Source organism: Hydrogenophaga luteola, assembly GCF_042648585.1.
Classification (GTDB): domain Bacteria; phylum Pseudomonadota; class Gammaproteobacteria; order Burkholderiales; family Burkholderiaceae_C; genus Hydrogenophaga; species Hydrogenophaga luteola.
Genome location: NZ_JBHRXX010000001.1, coordinates 553,730 through 569,757, shown reverse-complemented (window position 1 = coordinate 569,757; position 16,028 = coordinate 553,730). Strand labels below are relative to the sequence as shown.

At 68.9% G+C, this 16,028-nt stretch carries 10 protein-coding genes; 1 reads left to right on the top strand and 9 read right to left on the bottom strand.

Annotated features, from left to right (window positions below; translation table 11 throughout):
* Positions 1-8: 8 nt before the first annotated feature.
* The 5 genes from glcF to ACFOPI_RS02695 form a co-directional block, all read right to left on the bottom strand.
* On the bottom strand, positions 9-1,241 hold the full coding sequence (glcF, locus tag ACFOPI_RS02715) for a glycolate oxidase subunit GlcF (RefSeq protein ID WP_382170477.1): 1,233 nt from the start codon (positions 1,239-1,241) through the stop codon (positions 9-11).
* Between the two features lie 7 nt (positions 1,242-1,248).
* The gene (gene glcE / locus ACFOPI_RS02710; protein WP_382170475.1) at positions 1,249-2,376 is read right to left on the bottom strand and encodes a glycolate oxidase subunit GlcE; all 1,128 of its coding nucleotides are present in this window, start codon (positions 2,374-2,376) and stop codon (positions 1,249-1,251) included.
* A gap of 84 nt (positions 2,377-2,460) precedes the next feature.
* Positions 2,461-2,694: a hypothetical protein gene (locus ACFOPI_RS02705; RefSeq protein ID WP_382170473.1), complete on the bottom strand. Its 234-nt coding sequence runs from the start codon at positions 2,692-2,694 to the stop codon at positions 2,461-2,463.
* Between the two features lie 141 nt (positions 2,695-2,835).
* Positions 2,836-4,296: an ammonium transporter gene (locus ACFOPI_RS02700; RefSeq protein ID WP_382170471.1), complete on the bottom strand. Its 1,461-nt coding sequence runs from the start codon at positions 4,294-4,296 to the stop codon at positions 2,836-2,838.
* Positions 4,297-4,327: 31 nt separating this feature from the next.
* Complete coding sequence (locus tag ACFOPI_RS02695; RefSeq protein WP_066256508.1) at positions 4,328-4,666, bottom strand: P-II family nitrogen regulator; 339 nt, start codon at positions 4,664-4,666, stop codon at positions 4,328-4,330.
* A 277-nt stretch (positions 4,667-4,943) separates the two neighbouring features.
* Here ACFOPI_RS02695 and ACFOPI_RS02690 point away from each other — a divergent pair, with 277 nt between their 5' ends.
* Positions 4,944-6,497, top strand: coding sequence for a YifB family Mg chelatase-like AAA ATPase (locus ACFOPI_RS02690; protein WP_382170469.1), 1,554 nt, complete (start codon positions 4,944-4,946; stop codon positions 6,495-6,497).
* On the opposite strand, the gene ACFOPI_RS02685 is transcribed toward ACFOPI_RS02690, so the two are convergent.
* From ACFOPI_RS02685 to ACFOPI_RS02670, 4 genes are all read right to left on the bottom strand, one after another.
* Positions 6,486-8,978 carry a DUF3857 domain-containing protein gene (locus ACFOPI_RS02685; RefSeq protein WP_382170467.1) on the bottom strand — a complete coding sequence of 831 codons (2,493 nt, stop codon included), beginning with the start codon at positions 8,976-8,978 and terminating at the stop codon, positions 6,486-6,488. The two genes, ACFOPI_RS02690 and ACFOPI_RS02685, sit on opposite strands and share 12 nt — an antisense overlap.
* Positions 8,979-9,251: 273 nt before the next feature.
* A complete protein-coding gene (locus ACFOPI_RS02680; RefSeq protein WP_382170465.1) occupies positions 9,252-10,043 on the bottom strand; it encodes a hypothetical protein in 792 nt (263 codons plus the stop codon).
* Between the two features lie 13 nt (positions 10,044-10,056).
* Entirely contained in the window at positions 10,057-10,773 is a 717-nt protein-coding gene (locus tag ACFOPI_RS02675; RefSeq protein ID WP_382170463.1) for a phospholipase D-like domain-containing protein, read from the bottom strand.
* On the bottom strand, positions 10,770-16,016 hold the full coding sequence (locus ACFOPI_RS02670) for a DNA repair ATPase (RefSeq protein WP_382170461.1): 5,247 nt from the start codon (positions 16,014-16,016) through the stop codon (positions 10,770-10,772). The genes ACFOPI_RS02675 and ACFOPI_RS02670 overlap by 4 nt, the downstream gene beginning before the upstream one ends.
* Positions 16,017-16,028: the final 12 nt, after the last annotated feature.

Below are 16,028 nucleotides of genomic sequence, written 5' to 3'. Positions count from 1 at the left end.
ATCGCCGATCAGGGCGCCAGCGCGTCGTCCAGCAGTTCGATCCAGTGCCGCACCGGCGTGGCCGTGCCGCTTTGCAGGTGCGTGATGCAGCCGATGTTGGCGCTGGCGATCACCGCGGGTTGCAGCTCGTTCAGATGGCCGAGCTTGCGGTCGCGCAGCTGGTAAGCCAGTTCGGGATTGAGCACCGAATAGGTGCCAGCCGAGCCGCAGCACAGGTGGGCTTCATTGCGCGCCACCTGCACGGTAAAACCCAGCGCGGCCAGGTGCTGCTCGACACCACCCTTGAGCTTCTGCCCGTGCTGCAGGGTACAGGGCGGGTGGAAGCCGATCACCTTGTTCGCGTCGGGCTTCTGCGCCAGCTGGAGTTTCAACACCGGCACCAGCGCGGGCAGCAGCTCGCTGAGGTCTTTCGTCAGCTCGCTGATGCGCGCGGCCTTGGCGGCGTACGCCGGGTCGTGCTGCAGGATGTGACCGTACTCCTTGACCGTCACCCCGCAGCCGGAGGCGTTCATCACGATGGCCTCGACACCCGCTTCGACGTGCGGCCACCAGGCGTCGATGTTGGCGCGCATCTGCGCCGTGCCACCGTCCTGGTCGTTGAGGTGGAACTTCACCGCGCCGCAGCAGCCCGCCTCGGGCGCCACCACGGTCTGGATGCCGGCCGCATCCAGCACGCGCGCGGTGGCGGTGTTGATGTTGGGCATCATGGCCGGCTGCACGCAGCCCGCGAGCATCAGCACCTTGCGCTGGTGCGTGGCGGTGGGCCAGCGGCCGGCGTCCTGCTTCGCCGGCACCTTGTTCTTCAGTGTTTCGGGCAGCAGGCCACGCACCAGCTGGCCCAGCTTCATCGCGGGACCGAAGGCGGGCGAGGTCAGGCCTTCCTTGAGCAGCCAGCGCACCGCCTTTTCTCCCGCCGGGCGCGGCACCTTGGCGTCCACCACCTTGCGACCGATGTCGACCAGATGGCCGTAATCGACGCCGCTGGGGCAGGTGCTTTCGCAGTTGCGGCAGGTGAGGCAGCGGTCCAGGTGCAGCTGGGTGGCGCGCGTGGGCTGCGCGCCTTCGAACACCTGCTTCATCAGGTAGATGCGGCCGCGCGGGCCGTCGAGTTCGTCGCCCAACAGCTGGTAGGTCGGGCAGGTGGCGGTGCAGAAGCCGCAGTGCACGCACTTGCGCAGGATGGCTTCGGCGGCGATGCCGTCGGGCGTGCCTTGGAATTCGGGGGCGAGTTGGGTTTGCATCGTGGGTTCAGCCCATCTTGTTCTGGTTGAAAAGACCCAGCGGGTCGAACGCCTCGCGCAGGCGTTTCGAGATCGCCTGCAGCGCCGGGCTTTCGGCATCGAAGCGGCGCACGCCGGGCGCGCCATCGGCGCCGGCGCGGAACAGAGTCGCGTGGCCCTGCATCCTGGCCGCGGCCGCACGGATCGGCGTGGCCGCCGAGGCCGGCGCCCAGAGCCAGCGTTGCGCGCCCTGCCATTCGATCAGCTGCGCAAATGGCAACTCCAGCACCGGCGCGGTCTGGGGCAGCGACAGGCGCCACAGGCACAGGTCCGGCGAGGGAGCGTTGAAGAACGGCAGGGTCTGGTCGCGGCAGGCGGCCCAGTCGGGCCCGGCCTGGGCGTTGTCCATGCGCTGGCCGCCCGCCTCGCGCGCCAGCTGTTCGCAGGCAGCCTCCACCGCGGCCACGGCGCCGCGCAGGCGCACGAACAGCAGCTCGGGACGGTCGGCGGCGGTGTCGTCCTGCACCCAGCAGGAGGCATTGAGCGGCAGCGGCTGGCCGCCCCAGCGGTGCAGCTGCTCCAACGCCTCGTGCTGGCCCATGTGGAACACCAGCGTGGCCTCGGCCGGCGCCACCGGCAGCACCTTGAGCGAGAGATGGGTGATGACGCCCAGCGTGCCCATGGAGCCGGCCAGCGCGCGGCTGATGTCGTAGCCGGCCACGTTCTTCATGACCTGGCCGCCGAAGGTCAGCCACTCGGCCTGACCGTTGATGAACTGCGCACCCAACACGTAGTCGCGCACGCCACCCGCCGTGGCGCGGGCCGGGCCGGCGAGACCGGCCGCAACCGCGCCGCCGATGGTCGATGCGGCGCCGAAATGGGGCGGGTCGAACGGCAGGTGCTGGCCTTTTTCGGCCAGCACCGCTTCGACCTCGGTCAGCGGCGTGCCGGCGCGCACGGTGATCACCAGCTCGCTGGGTTCGTGCGCGACGATGCCGCTGAAGGCGCGCGTGTCCAGCGGCTGGCCGCTCACCGGTTCGCCATGGAAGGCCTTGGTGTCGCCGCCACGGATGCGCAGCGGCGTGCGCGCCGAGACGGCGGCGCGGACCTGGTCGATCAGCGCATGCGGGGTGTCGTTCGTGGGGCTGTTCTGCATGGCCGCCATGGTAGCGGCGGGGCCCCTGGCGGCCTTTGAATTTTTTGCACGGCCGGCTGCAATCGGAGCGGTCCTGCCCCTGCTTCAGCGCGTGTGCCCCAAGCAAGCACCGGCGTTGGGCCGGCCACGGCACTCGCGCTTGAGGCGCTTCTCGCGTGCGGCGGGTTTTTCGCTGGACGGCGCATCGATGAAGGTGACGCGGGCCGGCAGGCGGCGCTCGGTCTTGGGCGCCTGGCTGGTGGTGCCGGCCTGAAGCGGCAACGCCGTGGCCAGGGTCAGCGCGAGCACGGCCAACAATGGCATCGGTTGTGCGGACATGGGTTCCTCCTGAAGTGTGTGACAGCGCGCATGCTCGCGCCTGCTTCAGGCCCTGTCTGTGATGCATTTACCAGACGAAAAAAGACCCGCGGCCTTGCGGCGCGCGGGTCGAACATCCAAAGGAGGCAATCGTTCGCGGGATCAGCGGTTGTAGGCGGTTTCGCCGTGGCAGCTGATGTCCAGACCTTCGCGTTCCTGCTCTTCGGTCACACGCAGGCCCATGGTCAGGTCGACGATCTTGTAGGCGATGAAGGCGACGATGGTCGACCACACCATGGTGATGACCACGCCTTCGGCCTGGATCAGCAGCTGGCTGGCGATGGAGAAGTCGTCGCCCTTGACGCCGCCCAGCGAACCGGCGGAGAACACGCCGGTCAGCAGGGCACCGACGATGCCGCCGACACCGTGCACGCCGAACACGTCCAGCGAGTCGTCGGCACCGAGGATCTTCTTCAGACCGGTCACGCCCCACAGGCACAGGAAGCCGGCGACCAGGCCGATGATGATGGCGCCCATGACACCGACCGTACCGCAGGCGGGGGTGATGGCCACCAGACCTGCGACGGCACCGGAGGCAGCGCCCAGCATCGAGGCCTTGCCCTTTGCCAGGGCTTCACCCACGCACCAGGCCAGCACGGCGGCGGCGGTGGCCATCAGGGTGTTGATGAAGGCCAGGGTGGTGCCACCGTTGGCTTCCAGGTTGGAGCCGGCGTTGAAACCGAACCAGCCCACCCACAGCAGCGAGGCGCCGACCATGGTCAGGGTCAGGCTGTGCGGGGCCATGGCTTCCTTGCCGTAACCGATGCGCTTGCCCAGGACATAGGCGCCCACCAGGCCGGCCATGGCGGCGTTGATGTGCACCACGGTGCCGCCGGCGAAGTCCAGCGCGCCCTTGTCGAACAGGTAGCCGCCAGCGCCCCAGACCATGTGGGCGATCGGCAGGTAGCTGAAGGTGAACCAGATGGCGCAGAACAGCAGCACGGAGCCGAACTTGATGCGCTCGGCGAAGGAGCCGACGATCAGCGCGCAGGTGATGCCCGCGAAAGTGCACTGGAAGGCGATGAAGATGAACTCGGGGATCATCACGCCGGCCGTGAAGGTGGCCGCAAGCGAATCGGTGGTGACGCCCTTGAGGAACAGCTTGTCGAAATTACCGTAGATCAGGCCCTCGCCGCCGAAGGCGACGCTGTAGCCGTAGACGGCCCACAGCACGGTGATCAACGAGAACACCACCATCACCTGCATCAGCACGGACAGCATGTTCTTGCTGCGCACCAGGCCGCCGTAGAACAGGGCCAGGCCCGGCACGACCATCAGCAGCACGAGGATGGTGGAAATCATCATCCAGGTGACGTCGCCCTTGTCCACCGTTTCTTTCACGGCTTCGGCGGGCGCGGCTTCAGCCGCAGCCGGTGCAGCCTCGGCGGTGGCAGCGGGTGCTGCTGCAGCGTCGGCGGCCGGTGCTGCCGCAGGAGCGGCCTCGGCAGCAGGGGCGGTGGCGGCCGGTGCATCGGCGGGCTTGGCGGCGTCCTGGGCCATGGCGGAGAACCCGCCGAACATAAGGCCTGCCCCCAGGAGCAGGGAAGCGATCAGTTTTTTCATTTGGGTGCTCTTTCTGATGCGGGTGCGGGAATCAGAGGGCTTCCTTGCCGGTCTCGCCGGTGCGGATGCGAACCACTTGTTCGAGGGGAGTGACGAAGATCTTGCCGTCACCGATCTTGCCGGTGCGGGCAGCGCCTTCGATGGCTTCGATCACGCGGTCGACCAGGGCGTCGTCGACGGCGGCTTCGATCTTGACCTTGGGCAGGAAGTCGACGACGTACTCGGCGCCGCGGTAGAGCTCGGTGTGCCCCTTCTGGCGGCCAAAGCCCTTGACTTCGGTCACGGTGATGCCCTGCACGCCCATGCCGGAAAGCGCTTCGCGCACTTCGTCCAGCTTGAACGGCTTGATGATGGCGGAAACCATTTTCATGCTGTGTTACCTCTTCTAGGGTGGGACGGTGTCGGGGCGGGGCCGGGTGACACCACGGGTTGATGCAATCGCTTACAGCCCAATGCACGGACCGTGCCAGCCGGCCGCCCACCCCGGCGCCCAAGGGCCATCCCAGAGGGAAAACGTCCTCCCGACGGGGGCTGCGGCCCACCCCGGGTGCATGACATGATCCCGGCGCCGCGGCCGCAGAGCCGCACCAAACATGTGCATGCAGGTGTCCGGCGGACCATGCACCGAAACAGGGATGGAGGACGGGATGGGTTTGTCATTGGTGCACAGCCGCGCGCTGATCGGGCTGGAGGCGCGGCCGGTGCAGGTGGAGGTGCACCTGGCCAACGGGTTGCCCAGCTTCACGCTGGTGGGTCTGGTGGACACGGAAGTGAAGGAGGCGCGCGAACGCGTGCGCTCGGCGATTGCCAACGCTGGGCTCGAATTCCCCAGCAACAAGCGCATCACGGTCAACCTCGCCCCGGCCGATCTGCCCAAGGACTCGGGCCGCTTCGACCTGCCGATCGCGCTGGGCATCCTGGCCGCTGCGGGCCAGATCGACAGTGCCAAGCTGGCCGGCTGGGAGTTCGCGGGCGAGCTCTCGCTGGGTGGCGAACTGCGCCCGGTGCGCGGCGCGCTGGCCATGAGCCTGGCGCTGCACCGGGATGGTTCCACGGGCACGCCCACACGGCTGGTGCTGCCCCCCGGCAGCGCCGAAGAAGCGGCGCTGGTGCCGCAGGCCCAGGTGTGCCGCGCCCGCCACCTGCTGGACGTGGTGGCGCAGTTCCTGCCCGAAGGGGCTGCGGGCGCCGGCGATGCACCACCCGACGACACGGGCTGGGCGCGCCTGTCGCCCACGCCGATCAGCACCCGCGAAAGTTACCCCGACCTGGCCGACGTCAAGGGCCAGGCGGGTGCGCGCCGGGCGCTGGAGATCGCGGCGGCGGGTGGCCATTCGCTGCTGATGGTGGGCCCGCCCGGCTCGGGCAAGAGCATGCTGGCGCAGCGCTTCGCCGGCCTGCTGCCGCCCATGGATACCACCGAGGCGCTGGAGTCGGCCGCCGTCGCTTCGCTGGCCGGGCGCTTCCGGCTGGAGGCCTGGGGCCTGCGCCCCACCTGTGCGCCGCACCACAGCGCCAGCGCCGTGGCCCTGGTGGGCGGCGGCTCACCGCCCCGGCCCGGCGAGATCTCGCTGGCGCACCACGGCGTGCTGTTCCTTGATGAGTTGCCGGAGTTCCCGCGTGCCGCACTCGAGGCCCTGCGCGAGCCGCTGGAGAGCGGCCACATCCGCATCTCGCGCGCGGCGGTGCAGAGCGAATTCCCGGCGCGCTTCCAGCTCGTGGCCGCGATGAACCCCTGCCCTTGCGGCTTTCTGGGCCACCCGAGTCAGCCCTGCCGCGACACGCCCGATCAGGTGGCGCGTTACCAGGGCCGGTTGAGCGGCCCGCTGCTGGACCGCATCGATCTTCATATAGAGGTGCCCGCCCTGCCGCCGCACGACCTGCTGCACAGCCGGGCCGGCGAACCCAGTACCACCGTGCGCGACCGCGTGGCGGCGGCGCGGCAGCGCGCAGAGGAACGCCAGGGCCAGAGCAACCAGGCGCTCTCTGGCCAGGCGCTGGACCGGCACGTGATGGCCGAACCCACCGCGCTGAAGTTCCTGCACACGGCTGCCGCGCGCCTGGGCTGGAGCGCGCGCAGCACGCACCGCGCGCTGCGCGTGGCGCGCACCATCGCCGACCTGGCCGGCAGCGAGTCCGTGGGGGTGTCGCACATCGCCGAAGCGGTGCAGTACCGGCGGGCGCTGCGCTCAGGGGGCTGAGCCGCCGATAGCATCCGGTTGAACCGGGGGTTCGGGCCGCTCAACTGGGGCGGCACCAAGGCGGCGCACAAACGTGGCCTTCGCACGCGCGGACCGCAGGATGTAGACGCAACCCACCAGCCCGAAAGTAGTCATGGTCAGGTCCTTTGCCAACGTCGCGCCGTCCATCACCTCGTCTCCGACGAAGAACGAGGCCACCAGAATGACAAGGCCCACGACACCGAACACCCCCTGCAGCCACAACGTCAACCGAGGAACGCTGGACCGGCGCCCAAAGTACAAGGCCAGTTGCACCACGAAGGGCGTCAGAATAAGCACCAGAAGTCCTAGGCTGAACAGATCGACCCACGTGGTCCCGGGCGTCGCTCCAGGCGCCCCCGCGGACCGCAAGAGGGACCAGACGCCGCCCATGATCATCGAGACGGATGGCCACGATTCCTTCAGCGAAGTCGCGACGCAGAGCACCAGGAAGACGCCGTACGCCCACAGCCAGCCTCCCAGCGGCAGGCCCGGAGTGAAAGGCGAAGGCGACGCGGGGGGCGGGTTGTAGCGGTACACCTTGCGGGCAACCCAGAAGCACGCCGCGACCACGAACAAAAAGTACAGCGCCACTGGCACACCTATCGATTTCAGGACGAGAGGCGGCTCAGCAACTTGCGCAGGAGGCGTCGCAGCTGCCGATGTGGGAGGGAGCCTGAGCCGCATCGCCGCTCGCGCCTCTTCCAGTTTCTTCACGTAGTCGGCCATGTCCTCTGTCTTGACGTGATCGCTCAGCGATGTGTAGCGACTGACCTGCGTCAGCAGGCGCGGCGTGGTGGTCAGCGTGTACGTGAACTCGAACGCCGGATGACGAACCTCCGAGTGATCGGGTTCGACGCGCCAATCCTGTGGCAGAAGCACATCGGTGATGGTGTCGAGTTGGGTCATGTGTCCGATGGCCAGCGGCGCGTTTCGGACCTTTTCGTCCGGCTCCTGCAACTGGCTGAGCATGTCGGGAGTCCTGACCCAGGCGTGCAGCACGCCCGGCTTGCCTCCGTCGCTCCAAAAGTCTTCTATGCGGTAGCGCTCCACCAGCTTGAGGGTGTTGTTGTGCTGATCGTCGTCAACGCTCATCGGGCCTTCGCTCACCACACCCGGGTAGTAGCCGGCATAAAAGTTGAGGTACTGGCGCTGCAGCTCGTCCCGGTTGCTGCGCGAGAGCCTGTCACGCATCCGTTCGGCGCTCAGGCCCTGGAACTCCGTGGTGATGGTGGCGGTGACCGGCTGTCCAAGCCCCTGGGTCGCATCAAACACGGTGCTGATGCTCCGCGCGTACCGCGTTGCGTCACTGCGCGGCATGGGTTCCAAGTCTTGCGTGGAAGGATCGATGACCAACGCAACCCCGAAGTAAGGCTGGCCAATGGCGTCCAGCCGCCCCAGCTGTGGATAGCGCGTCGGGTCGATCCAGTAGATCTGGCCATTGACCAGCACCCGCACCAGCACGTGGTCAAAGGCCCCCGGCGACGGAACGCGCTGCGCCAGGCCTTCCCGAATGCGGGTGTTGACCAGCGCCGCCCGAGCCTCGATGCCCAGCGCCTTGAGCATGGTCAGCGTCAGCAGCGTCTTGTCTTTGCAATCCCCAAAGCGGCGCGCCATCACCGTCGCGGGTGGGCTGGGGGTGTAGGAGCCCACGCCAACGTCCACGCTCAGGTACCGGATGTTCTTCTGCACGTACTGCAGCACGGCGGCCACCTGGTCGCGCGGATCGGACAAGGTCTGCCGGATGCGCTCCACCTCGGCTCGCAGCTCACCACCGGGCAACCCGGGTGGCGCGTACAGCGGCACCGCCCATCGGCTCACCTCGGACCAGTCCCGGAACGAGCTCCACTGCACGTAGGGATAGGGATCGAACCACACCGGTGCATCGTCGCTCACGCGCAGACCCGGCACCTGCTTTGCGGTCCATTCATACTGCCGCACGCCGTCCTGTTGGCTCTCGACAGCTGGTGTGCCCAGGTGCATGTTCCTGAACGTGATGGGGCGTTCGGCTGGCCACAGCAGGCGCATGTACAAGGTGTGCGCAGGATCGCGCCACTGCATGTCGAAGCCGCCGAAATGGCCTCCCTTCATGCTGGGATTCACGCCCCGAACGGAATAGGCGTACTCCACAACGTCGCCCACACGCACGTCCTGCACCAGCAGGCTGGCGGTCAAGCGTCCGTCCAGGATGAGCGCCTCCAGCTCCTTCTCGCGCTGCAAGGTCCGGATCGGCACAGTGACCAATTGCGAGATGACGCGACCATTTCGATGCACAGAGAGGGTGTGCAACTGCAACTGCTGGAAGCTGGGGTCAAAGTCGATGTCGATGCTCGCAGCATGCTCCATCCCTTTTTCGTTCACCACCTTGATCGCGAACCGGTTGAACTGTTGCCGCTCATTGCCCGAGACCCGGGTCTGGCGATCGACCAGCAGGTAATACACGCCGCTGCGGATCTGTTCCATCGGGGCGGAAGCGTCCACCTCCAGAGCGACAGGTTTGACCCACGCTGGCGTCGCTGCCTTCGAGGGTTTCGCAGAAGCCGCGTGGGACGATCCCACGGCCCACCAGACAGCCACCACCAGCACGCCCAACAAACGGCACAGACCACGCATCTGTGCCACCAGACTCAACCTCTGCATCCCAACTCCCCCTGAAGATGGCGCCCTGACAGCGGCGCGCGATTTGTAATGAATTGTAGGGAGATGACTGCTCAGGCGCCCGGCGCACGCTCGCCCTCAGCGCCGCGGCGGCTTGCCCCCGGCCCGCGCCTTGGCGGACGACAGCGCCTTCTTCTTCTCGGGCGGCGGCGGGCGCTGCACCCAGGCCTTGACCCACCAGCCCACGAACATACCCGCCACCAGCACGGCCCAGAACAGCCAGGCGTCCATGGCTTCGACGCCGCTGCGCAGGTTCATGCCGAACACCGCGCCCACCGCCATCAGCGGCGCCGTCCAGGCCGCCAGGGTGTTGAGCTTTTCCTGCGCGCGGTGGTTGGCCAGTGCAGCGCGGGTCTGCGCCTCGGCCTGTTGAGCCAGCCGAAAGTTCAGCGCCAGCTGGGCGTCGGCCAGCAGCAGCTCCAGGCCCCGCTGGATCTCTGCGCCGCGGTCGCGCGCGGTGATCAGCTCGACATCACTTTTGACCGCCTCGCGCGCGGCCTGCAAGGCGGCGTGCAGGTTGACCGCTGCGCGGGCCATGGGCCGCACGCGCTCGATCAGGGCGAACAGGTCGGCGGCGTCGTCGGCCTGGTCGTAGGCGGCCAGGCCCTTCGCCAGCCGCTCTTGATAACTGTCCAACAGCCTGCGCAAGGCCTGTTCTCCGCCGGGCTGGCCGTGAAACGCCCAGGCGCCGTCTGGCGTGCGCAGGAACACCGCGTGCTCGCGGGCACCGCCGGCGCTCTGGGGCGGCTCGTGCAGGACCAGCAGCAGGTGCCCGTCCTCGTGGATGGCACGCTGGGCGCCGTAGCTCTCGCGCCCGAGGCGGCGTTCGATGGCCTCAGGCAAGGGCCAGCTGTAGTCGGGACGGGTCATGGCGCGGCTCCCTTCACTGTGTGCCCAGTTGCCGCCAGAGGCTGTCGAAGGCCTCGCCGAACTGCCGCAGCAGCGCCGGGTCGTTGCTGAGCACCAGGTTCTCCTCGTTCTCGGCGGCGGCGCTGCGGGTCCAGTTGTAGCTGCCGTTGAGCAGCCAGCGCCGGTCGAACAGCGCGAACTTGTGGTGCATGTGGGCGGCGCTTTGGTCCATCCGCACCGCCACGCCCGCATCGCGCAGCGCGATCACGTCGCTGCCGCGGTCGAAGGCCTTTTCGTTGTCGGTGATCAGGCGCACCGCCACGCCGCGCCTGTGCGCCGCCAGCACCTCGGTGCTGATGCGGTCGTCGGAGAGGGTGAACACGCAGAGGTCGGCGCTCTGGCGGCAGGCGCGCAGCTGGCCGGTGATGGCGCGCAGGCAGTCGTCACCAGGGCTGAACCAGGCCTGGGCCCGGTACGAGCCGCCGGCGGTGCGCGAGACGTCCAGTGCCCGCACCACGCCTTCCAGCCAGCGCACCAGGGCCAGCGGGTCGGCCGCGTCCACCTCATCCAAATGCCGGCGGACCAGGTCGAAGGCCTGGTTGCGCAGCTGGCGCAGGCCCTCCTCCGGCAAACGGGCCGAGCGCAGCGACTCGGTCAACAGGCGCTTTTCGTCGTCGGAGAGGCGCACGTCGTCCAGGCTGCGTTGCAGCTGGTCCAGCAGCTGCGGCACGGTGGCGGCGGGCGCCGTCATGACTGGGACACGGGCGGCTGGCCCGGCTTCTGCGACTGCGCCTCGGCGTGTCGGGCCTTGACCTCTTCGAGCTGGTTGGCCACGCGCTCAACCTCGCTGCGGATGGAATGGTCCATCTTCAGCCGCCGCTCGGTCGCGGAGATCAGCGGCAGCAGGATGGTGCGGTAGGTGACCGCAATCTCCAGCACCGCCTCTGCCAGGCGCAGGGCCTCCGAGGTCTTGCCGTCCGGGGCGTCCTCCGGTTTCTTCAATCCGTCGACCGCGCGCGCCACATCCAGCAGACCCGCGGTGATGCGGGTGCCGGCGTCGGTGTCGCTGCCACCGAGCTTGCGCTGGCGCACGAACTCCTCGCAGATGGCCTCCCAGCGCCGGGTCTCGTCGGCCGTCGGACTGCCCAGCAGCTGCGCGAGCTTGAGCAGGTTTTCCTCGGCGCCGGTGGTCAGCGTCTGGGCCTCGCCGCGGTAGTGGTCGCGCAGCAGGGCGTCGAGCTCGTCGTCGCGCATCTGCGGCGTGATCTGCGCCGCGAGCTTGGTCATGTTGCGGTAACTGCCCTGCAGCTTGAAGGGCGGCTCGGTGCGGTAGTCGTCCTTCTGCGCCGCCGACTCGATGTAGCTCAGGTTGACCTTGAGCAGCAGGTCGCGCGCACGGAACAGGCGCTTGAACAGCTCGGTGAGTTCGTCCAGCTCGGCCGCGCCGTAGGCGTGCGAGAACGCGGTGGACGGCACGTCCTGCCCCTCGGCGCGCTGCACCAGCCGGTGCACGTCCTTCGGGTCGCGCGAGGACAGCGGCAGCAGCACCGGGTTGGCCGTCAGCGCGTTCTCCAGGTAGGACAGCGCGAACAGCGCCTCGCGCCCCGAGAGCACATCGCCCAGGTTGTAGATGTCGGCGCGGTTGGCCAGCATGTCGGGGATCTTGAACACGTCGCCCGACTCGGTGTAGGGGTTGCCCGCCATCACCACGGCAAAGCGCTTGCCGCGCAGGTCGTAGCTGCGCGGCTCGCCGTTCCACACGCCTTCGATGCGGCGCGTGCCGTCGGCCAGGGCGATGAACTTCTGCAGGAACTCCGGGTTGGTGTGCTGGATGTCGTCCAGGTAGAGCATCACGTTGTTGCCCATGGCCAGACCGAGGTTGAGCTTCTCCAGCTCCTGGCGCGCCGCACTGTGTTCGGCGCTGGCCGGGTCGATGGAGACCACGTCGTGGCCCAGCGCCGGGCAGTTGATGCGCACGAACACCATGCCCAGGCGGTCGGCCACGTACTCCATCAGCGTGGTCTTGCCATAGCCGGGCGGCGAGATCAGCAGCAGCATGCCCATGCGGTCGCTGCGCGCGGCATCGCCCGCCGCGCCGATCTGTTTGGCCAGGTTGTTGCCAATCAGCGGCAAATACAGCTCGTCGATCAGGCGGTTGCGCACGAAGGTGGACAGCGGCTTGGCCTGGAACTGGTGCAGGCGCAGGCGCTTCTTCTCCTCGCTCACCAGCTCGTGGCGCACGCGGTGCCAGGCCTCGAAGGCGGGCACGATGCGTTGCTGGTGGTGCAGGAAGCGCCGCCAGAAGTCGTTGAGATTGAGGTCCAGGGCCCCCTGCGCCACGCGCGGGTGTTCGCCCAGCAGGCCGTCCACGCGCTGCTGCAGCACCGCGTTCAGGCGCTCGCGCGGCACCGGCAGGCAGAGCACGCCCGCCGCTTCGTCCCCCCAGCCCTGTTCGTGCGGGGCCTGGGCGGCGGCGAAGGCACCCACCCATTCGCGGGCGCGGTGCCAGCGCTCGGCGGGCAGGCAGGCGTCCAGGTCGCGTTGCCAGTCGGCCCAGCGCCCGCTGCGCTCCAGCTCGCGCCGGAACGCCTCGGCCAGGTCCTGCGCCGGGCCGGACACCACCCATGCGGACGTGCCGCCGTCGTGCGCGGCGAGCTGGCGCACCAGGTAGGCGGCGGCCTGGGCGCAGCGCGTGGCTGCCTGTTCTTCATCGATCGTCACACCACCCAGCGCGGGCTGGAACTCGTCGGCAAAGCGCTGCAGCGCGGTGGCGCAGTCGGCCTCCACCGCCTGCAAAGCGTCCTGGGTACCGAAGAGCTGCTGCATCTGCAGGGCCGCGCGGGCGCGCCGATGCAGCGCGTCGCGCTCGTTCACGAAGCGGCCGTGCTGCCAGTAGAGCAAGGCCAGGGTGCGCTCGGTCGGCCCCCAGGCCAGCAGACCGGCGGCGTCCTGCATGCGCACCAGCGCGGCGGCCAATCGGGCGGCGTCCTGGTCGTGCACGCCCTTCTGGTAGCCCTCCTGGTAGCGCGTGGCGGCGAAGCGCTGCAACAGGGCCAGCAGTGGTGCGGCGTCGTCGGAGCCGGCCGCGGCCTCCCCCGACTCCGTGGCCGCCGCGACGAGGCTGGGCCAGTCCAGCCCATCGCGCGCCTGCAGCGCGGCCTGCACCACGCAGCCCGCGAGGTACTCGGCGCGGGACAGCTCAGCCGTCTCGGACACCAGGGCCTGGTCCCAGCGCGCCTTGAGCGCTTCGAGCCGCGGGTCCTGCACCGGCGCCAGGTAGTCGGTGCCGGTGATCTGGAAGCTCAGGCCGCCCTGGTGCGGCACCAACGAGAGATCCAGCGGCTGGCGCTGAATGGTGAAGGCGTGGCGGCCGAAGCGCAGCGTGTTGCCGTCGGCGGCCACCAGCTCGCCCTTGTCGCGCACCGCGCGCATCGCCTGGTCGCGCGCGGTCTTCAGGCGCGTGGCGATGTCGTCGGCCTGCACCTGCGCGCCCAGGCCGCGCAGGTCGGCCATGAGCTGCTGCAGCTTGGCCAGCAGCGGGTCGCCCGCGAAGTAGGCGTGGATCTGGGCGATGTCGGTGAACCCGGCCACGCGGCGTGGAATGCCGTCGAGGATGCGACCGGCCGCCTCGCCCACCGCCTGGGCGCGGCGCTGGCGCGCTTCCACCAGCGTCTGGCGCCGCGCGGCCAGGGCGTCCACCACCGCCTCGCGCTTGGTGGCCACGTCGGTGATGAAGACCTCGTGGTCGGCGAAGCGCCCTTCCAGCTCTTCGAGCTGCGCGAGCAGGCGGGTCAGCGCCTCGTCGCACTTCTCGGGCGTGTCGGCGAACTCCAGCGCGTTCTCGACCGCCTGCCCGAACAGCTTGAACTGCGCGCCGAACTCGGCCGCGGCCTCGGTGGCGCCCAGGCTCTTGCGGCGGCTGCGGGCCTCGGCACGCAAGCGGTTGATGTCGGCGTACAGGGCAGAGATGCGGTCCAGGATCGCGGTGCGCACCACCGCGTCGCCGCCTGGCAGGCTGCCCAGCTGCTCGGTCAGCAGGTCCAGCCCGGCGGCCTGTTCGTCCAGCGTGGCCAGCAGCTTGCCCAGCGCGGGCGATGTGCTGGCCTGGGCCAGGGCCGCGGTGGCCTGCACCAGCGCCTGCTGGTGGCCGTCGAACGCGCCTTTGTCGGCCAGAAAGGTCATGGCCTTGTGGCCCACCTGCAGTTGCTGCTCCTGCAGCGCCTGGTCCATGGCCTCGATGGCGGCGGTGTCGGCGTAGCGCAGCTCGCGCAGCGGCTGCAGGCGGCCGCGCCGCTCGCGCAGGCGGGCCAGCGCCTGCACGAAGTCGTCGGGCTTGCGCCACAGGGTGCTGGCGATGTCGGTCAGCAGGGCGTGCTGCTCGCCTTCGGCCTGCTGCAGGGCCCGCGCCGTTTCACGGCGGATGCTGTCCACCTTCTCGAACTCGGCCAGGGTCTGGCGCGCGCCATCGACGATGGCCTGCAGCTCGGTGCCGATCTGCTGCGCCTCGGTCTCGCCGAGCCAGAAGTAGGCGTCGCCCACGCGGGTGCACTGGCGGATCAGGTCATCGTAGGCGGTGCGCGTGGGCACCTGCTCGCGCACCGCGCGCGCGATGCCCATCAGGTCGGACACGCCGCGCACCAGCTCGGCATTGCCCACCTTGGCGAAGAAGCCGGTGCCGCGCGGCAGCGAGGCGGCGTGCTCCTCGCTGGCGAATGGCGTCTGCCACAGCTGCATCGGGTGCACGCGCGTGGGCTCTTCGCTGTCGGCCAGGAAGACCAGCATGCGCCCGTCGGGGAAACGCGCGTAGCCGTGCGCCACTATGGGCGCGGCCAGGGTCTTGTTGATCAGGTGGTAGCTGAACAGCACATAGTGCCCGCCGCCCGGCTGGTAGAAGACATAGAGCACCTCCTCGCCGTGCGGCGAGCGCAGCACGCGCTTGATGCGCAGGCTGCTGCTGAGCGCCGGCGGCAGATCGAAACGCTTGTACTCGCCCGACTGCAGGTACATGCCACCGGGGAAGATGATGCCGTGGTCCTCGGGCAGCTGCACGCAGGACACACCGATGGCGTCGATGCGCTCGACCTTCTGCGTGCGGGTGTTGAACACCAGATAGCGCGTCTGCGACTCGCGGTAGGGCTTGACGCGCAGCAGGATCAAGAGGCCCAGGCGCGCCCAGGCCACCTCGGCGTCCACCAGCGCCTGGTGCTTGTCCTCCACCGGCTCGCTGTAGATGCCCAGGCCTGTTTCGGTGTTGTTCTCGACCTTGACCGTGAGGTCGCCGCCCAGGGTCTCGACAAAGATGGTGTCGAGCACGTTGATGTGCGGGTACTTGCCGCCGACGTGGTCTTCGCGCGTGGCCACGGTCCACTCGAAGTCGTGGGTCGGCGGCAGCGCCATGTCGCGCTCGCCGCGGTTGTCTACGTAGCGCACCGCGCCACCGGGCTCGATGCTCCAGCGGAACACGCGCAGGTCGTGCAGCTGCTGACCGATCTGGAAGGCCGCGAGCAGCTTGTCCTGCGTCACGCGCAGTTGCAGCAGCGTGGCGTGTTTGTAGTAGGCGTGCAGCTCGCGGAAGTCGGCCAGAAAACGCGGGTCGTCGAGGAAGCTGCCGGCCAGCGGCACCGCCTCCAGTTCGTCGGCGCCGTCGTGGTCGGCCAGGCGGTAGAGCGCGAACACATCGCCCACCGCGGTCTCCTTTTTCAGGCCGATGAAGACGTTGTAGCCGAACAGCAGCACGTCGCCGATGCGCACCAGGTCGCGCGCGACGCAGTTGTTCTCGGTGCGCGCGCGGGTGCGCAGCAGCAGCTTCTGCTCGGAACGGCCGAACGCATTCAGGCGCGCCTCGTTGAGGGCCTGGGCCTTGCCCAGCAGCGCATCGCCCTGGGTCGTCAGGCGCTTTTTCAGCAGCTCGTAGCTGCCGCCTTCGGCGACCAGGCGCTCGACGTCGTCCTGGGTTGCAGCGGGGGCGCCGCTGGCGGTGTGTTCATCGGACATGGATTCTCTTGC

Excerpts from the sequence above, each read along its gene's own strand:
- glcF (WP_382170477.1), bottom strand. The coding sequence starts at position 1,241 with ATGCAAACCCAACTCGCCCCCGAATTCCAAGGCACGCCCGACGGCATC.
- glcE (WP_382170475.1), bottom strand. The coding sequence starts at position 2,376 with ATGCAGAACAGCCCCACGAACGACACCCCGCATGCGCTGATCGACCAG.
- ACFOPI_RS02705 (WP_382170473.1), bottom strand. The coding sequence starts at position 2,694 with ATGTCCGCACAACCGATGCCATTGTTGGCCGTGCTCGCGCTGACCCTG.
- ACFOPI_RS02700 (WP_382170471.1), bottom strand. The coding sequence starts at position 4,296 with ATGAAAAAACTGATCGCTTCCCTGCTCCTGGGGGCAGGCCTTATGTTC.
- ACFOPI_RS02695 (WP_066256508.1), bottom strand. The coding sequence starts at position 4,666 with ATGAAAATGGTTTCCGCCATCATCAAGCCGTTCAAGCTGGACGAAGTG.
- ACFOPI_RS02690 (WP_382170469.1), top strand. The coding sequence starts at position 4,944 with ATGGGTTTGTCATTGGTGCACAGCCGCGCGCTGATCGGGCTGGAGGCG.
- ACFOPI_RS02685 (WP_382170467.1), bottom strand. The coding sequence starts at position 8,978 with ATGGAACAGATCCGCAGCGGCGTGTATTACCTGCTGGTCGATCGCCAG.
- ACFOPI_RS02680 (WP_382170465.1), bottom strand. The coding sequence starts at position 10,043 with ATGACCCGTCCCGACTACAGCTGGCCCTTGCCTGAGGCCATCGAACGC.
- ACFOPI_RS02675 (WP_382170463.1), bottom strand. The coding sequence starts at position 10,773 with ATGACGGCGCCCGCCGCCACCGTGCCGCAGCTGCTGGACCAGCTGCAA.
- ACFOPI_RS02670 (WP_382170461.1), bottom strand. The coding sequence starts at position 16,016 with ATGTCCGATGAACACACCGCCAGCGGCGCCCCCGCTGCAACCCAGGAC.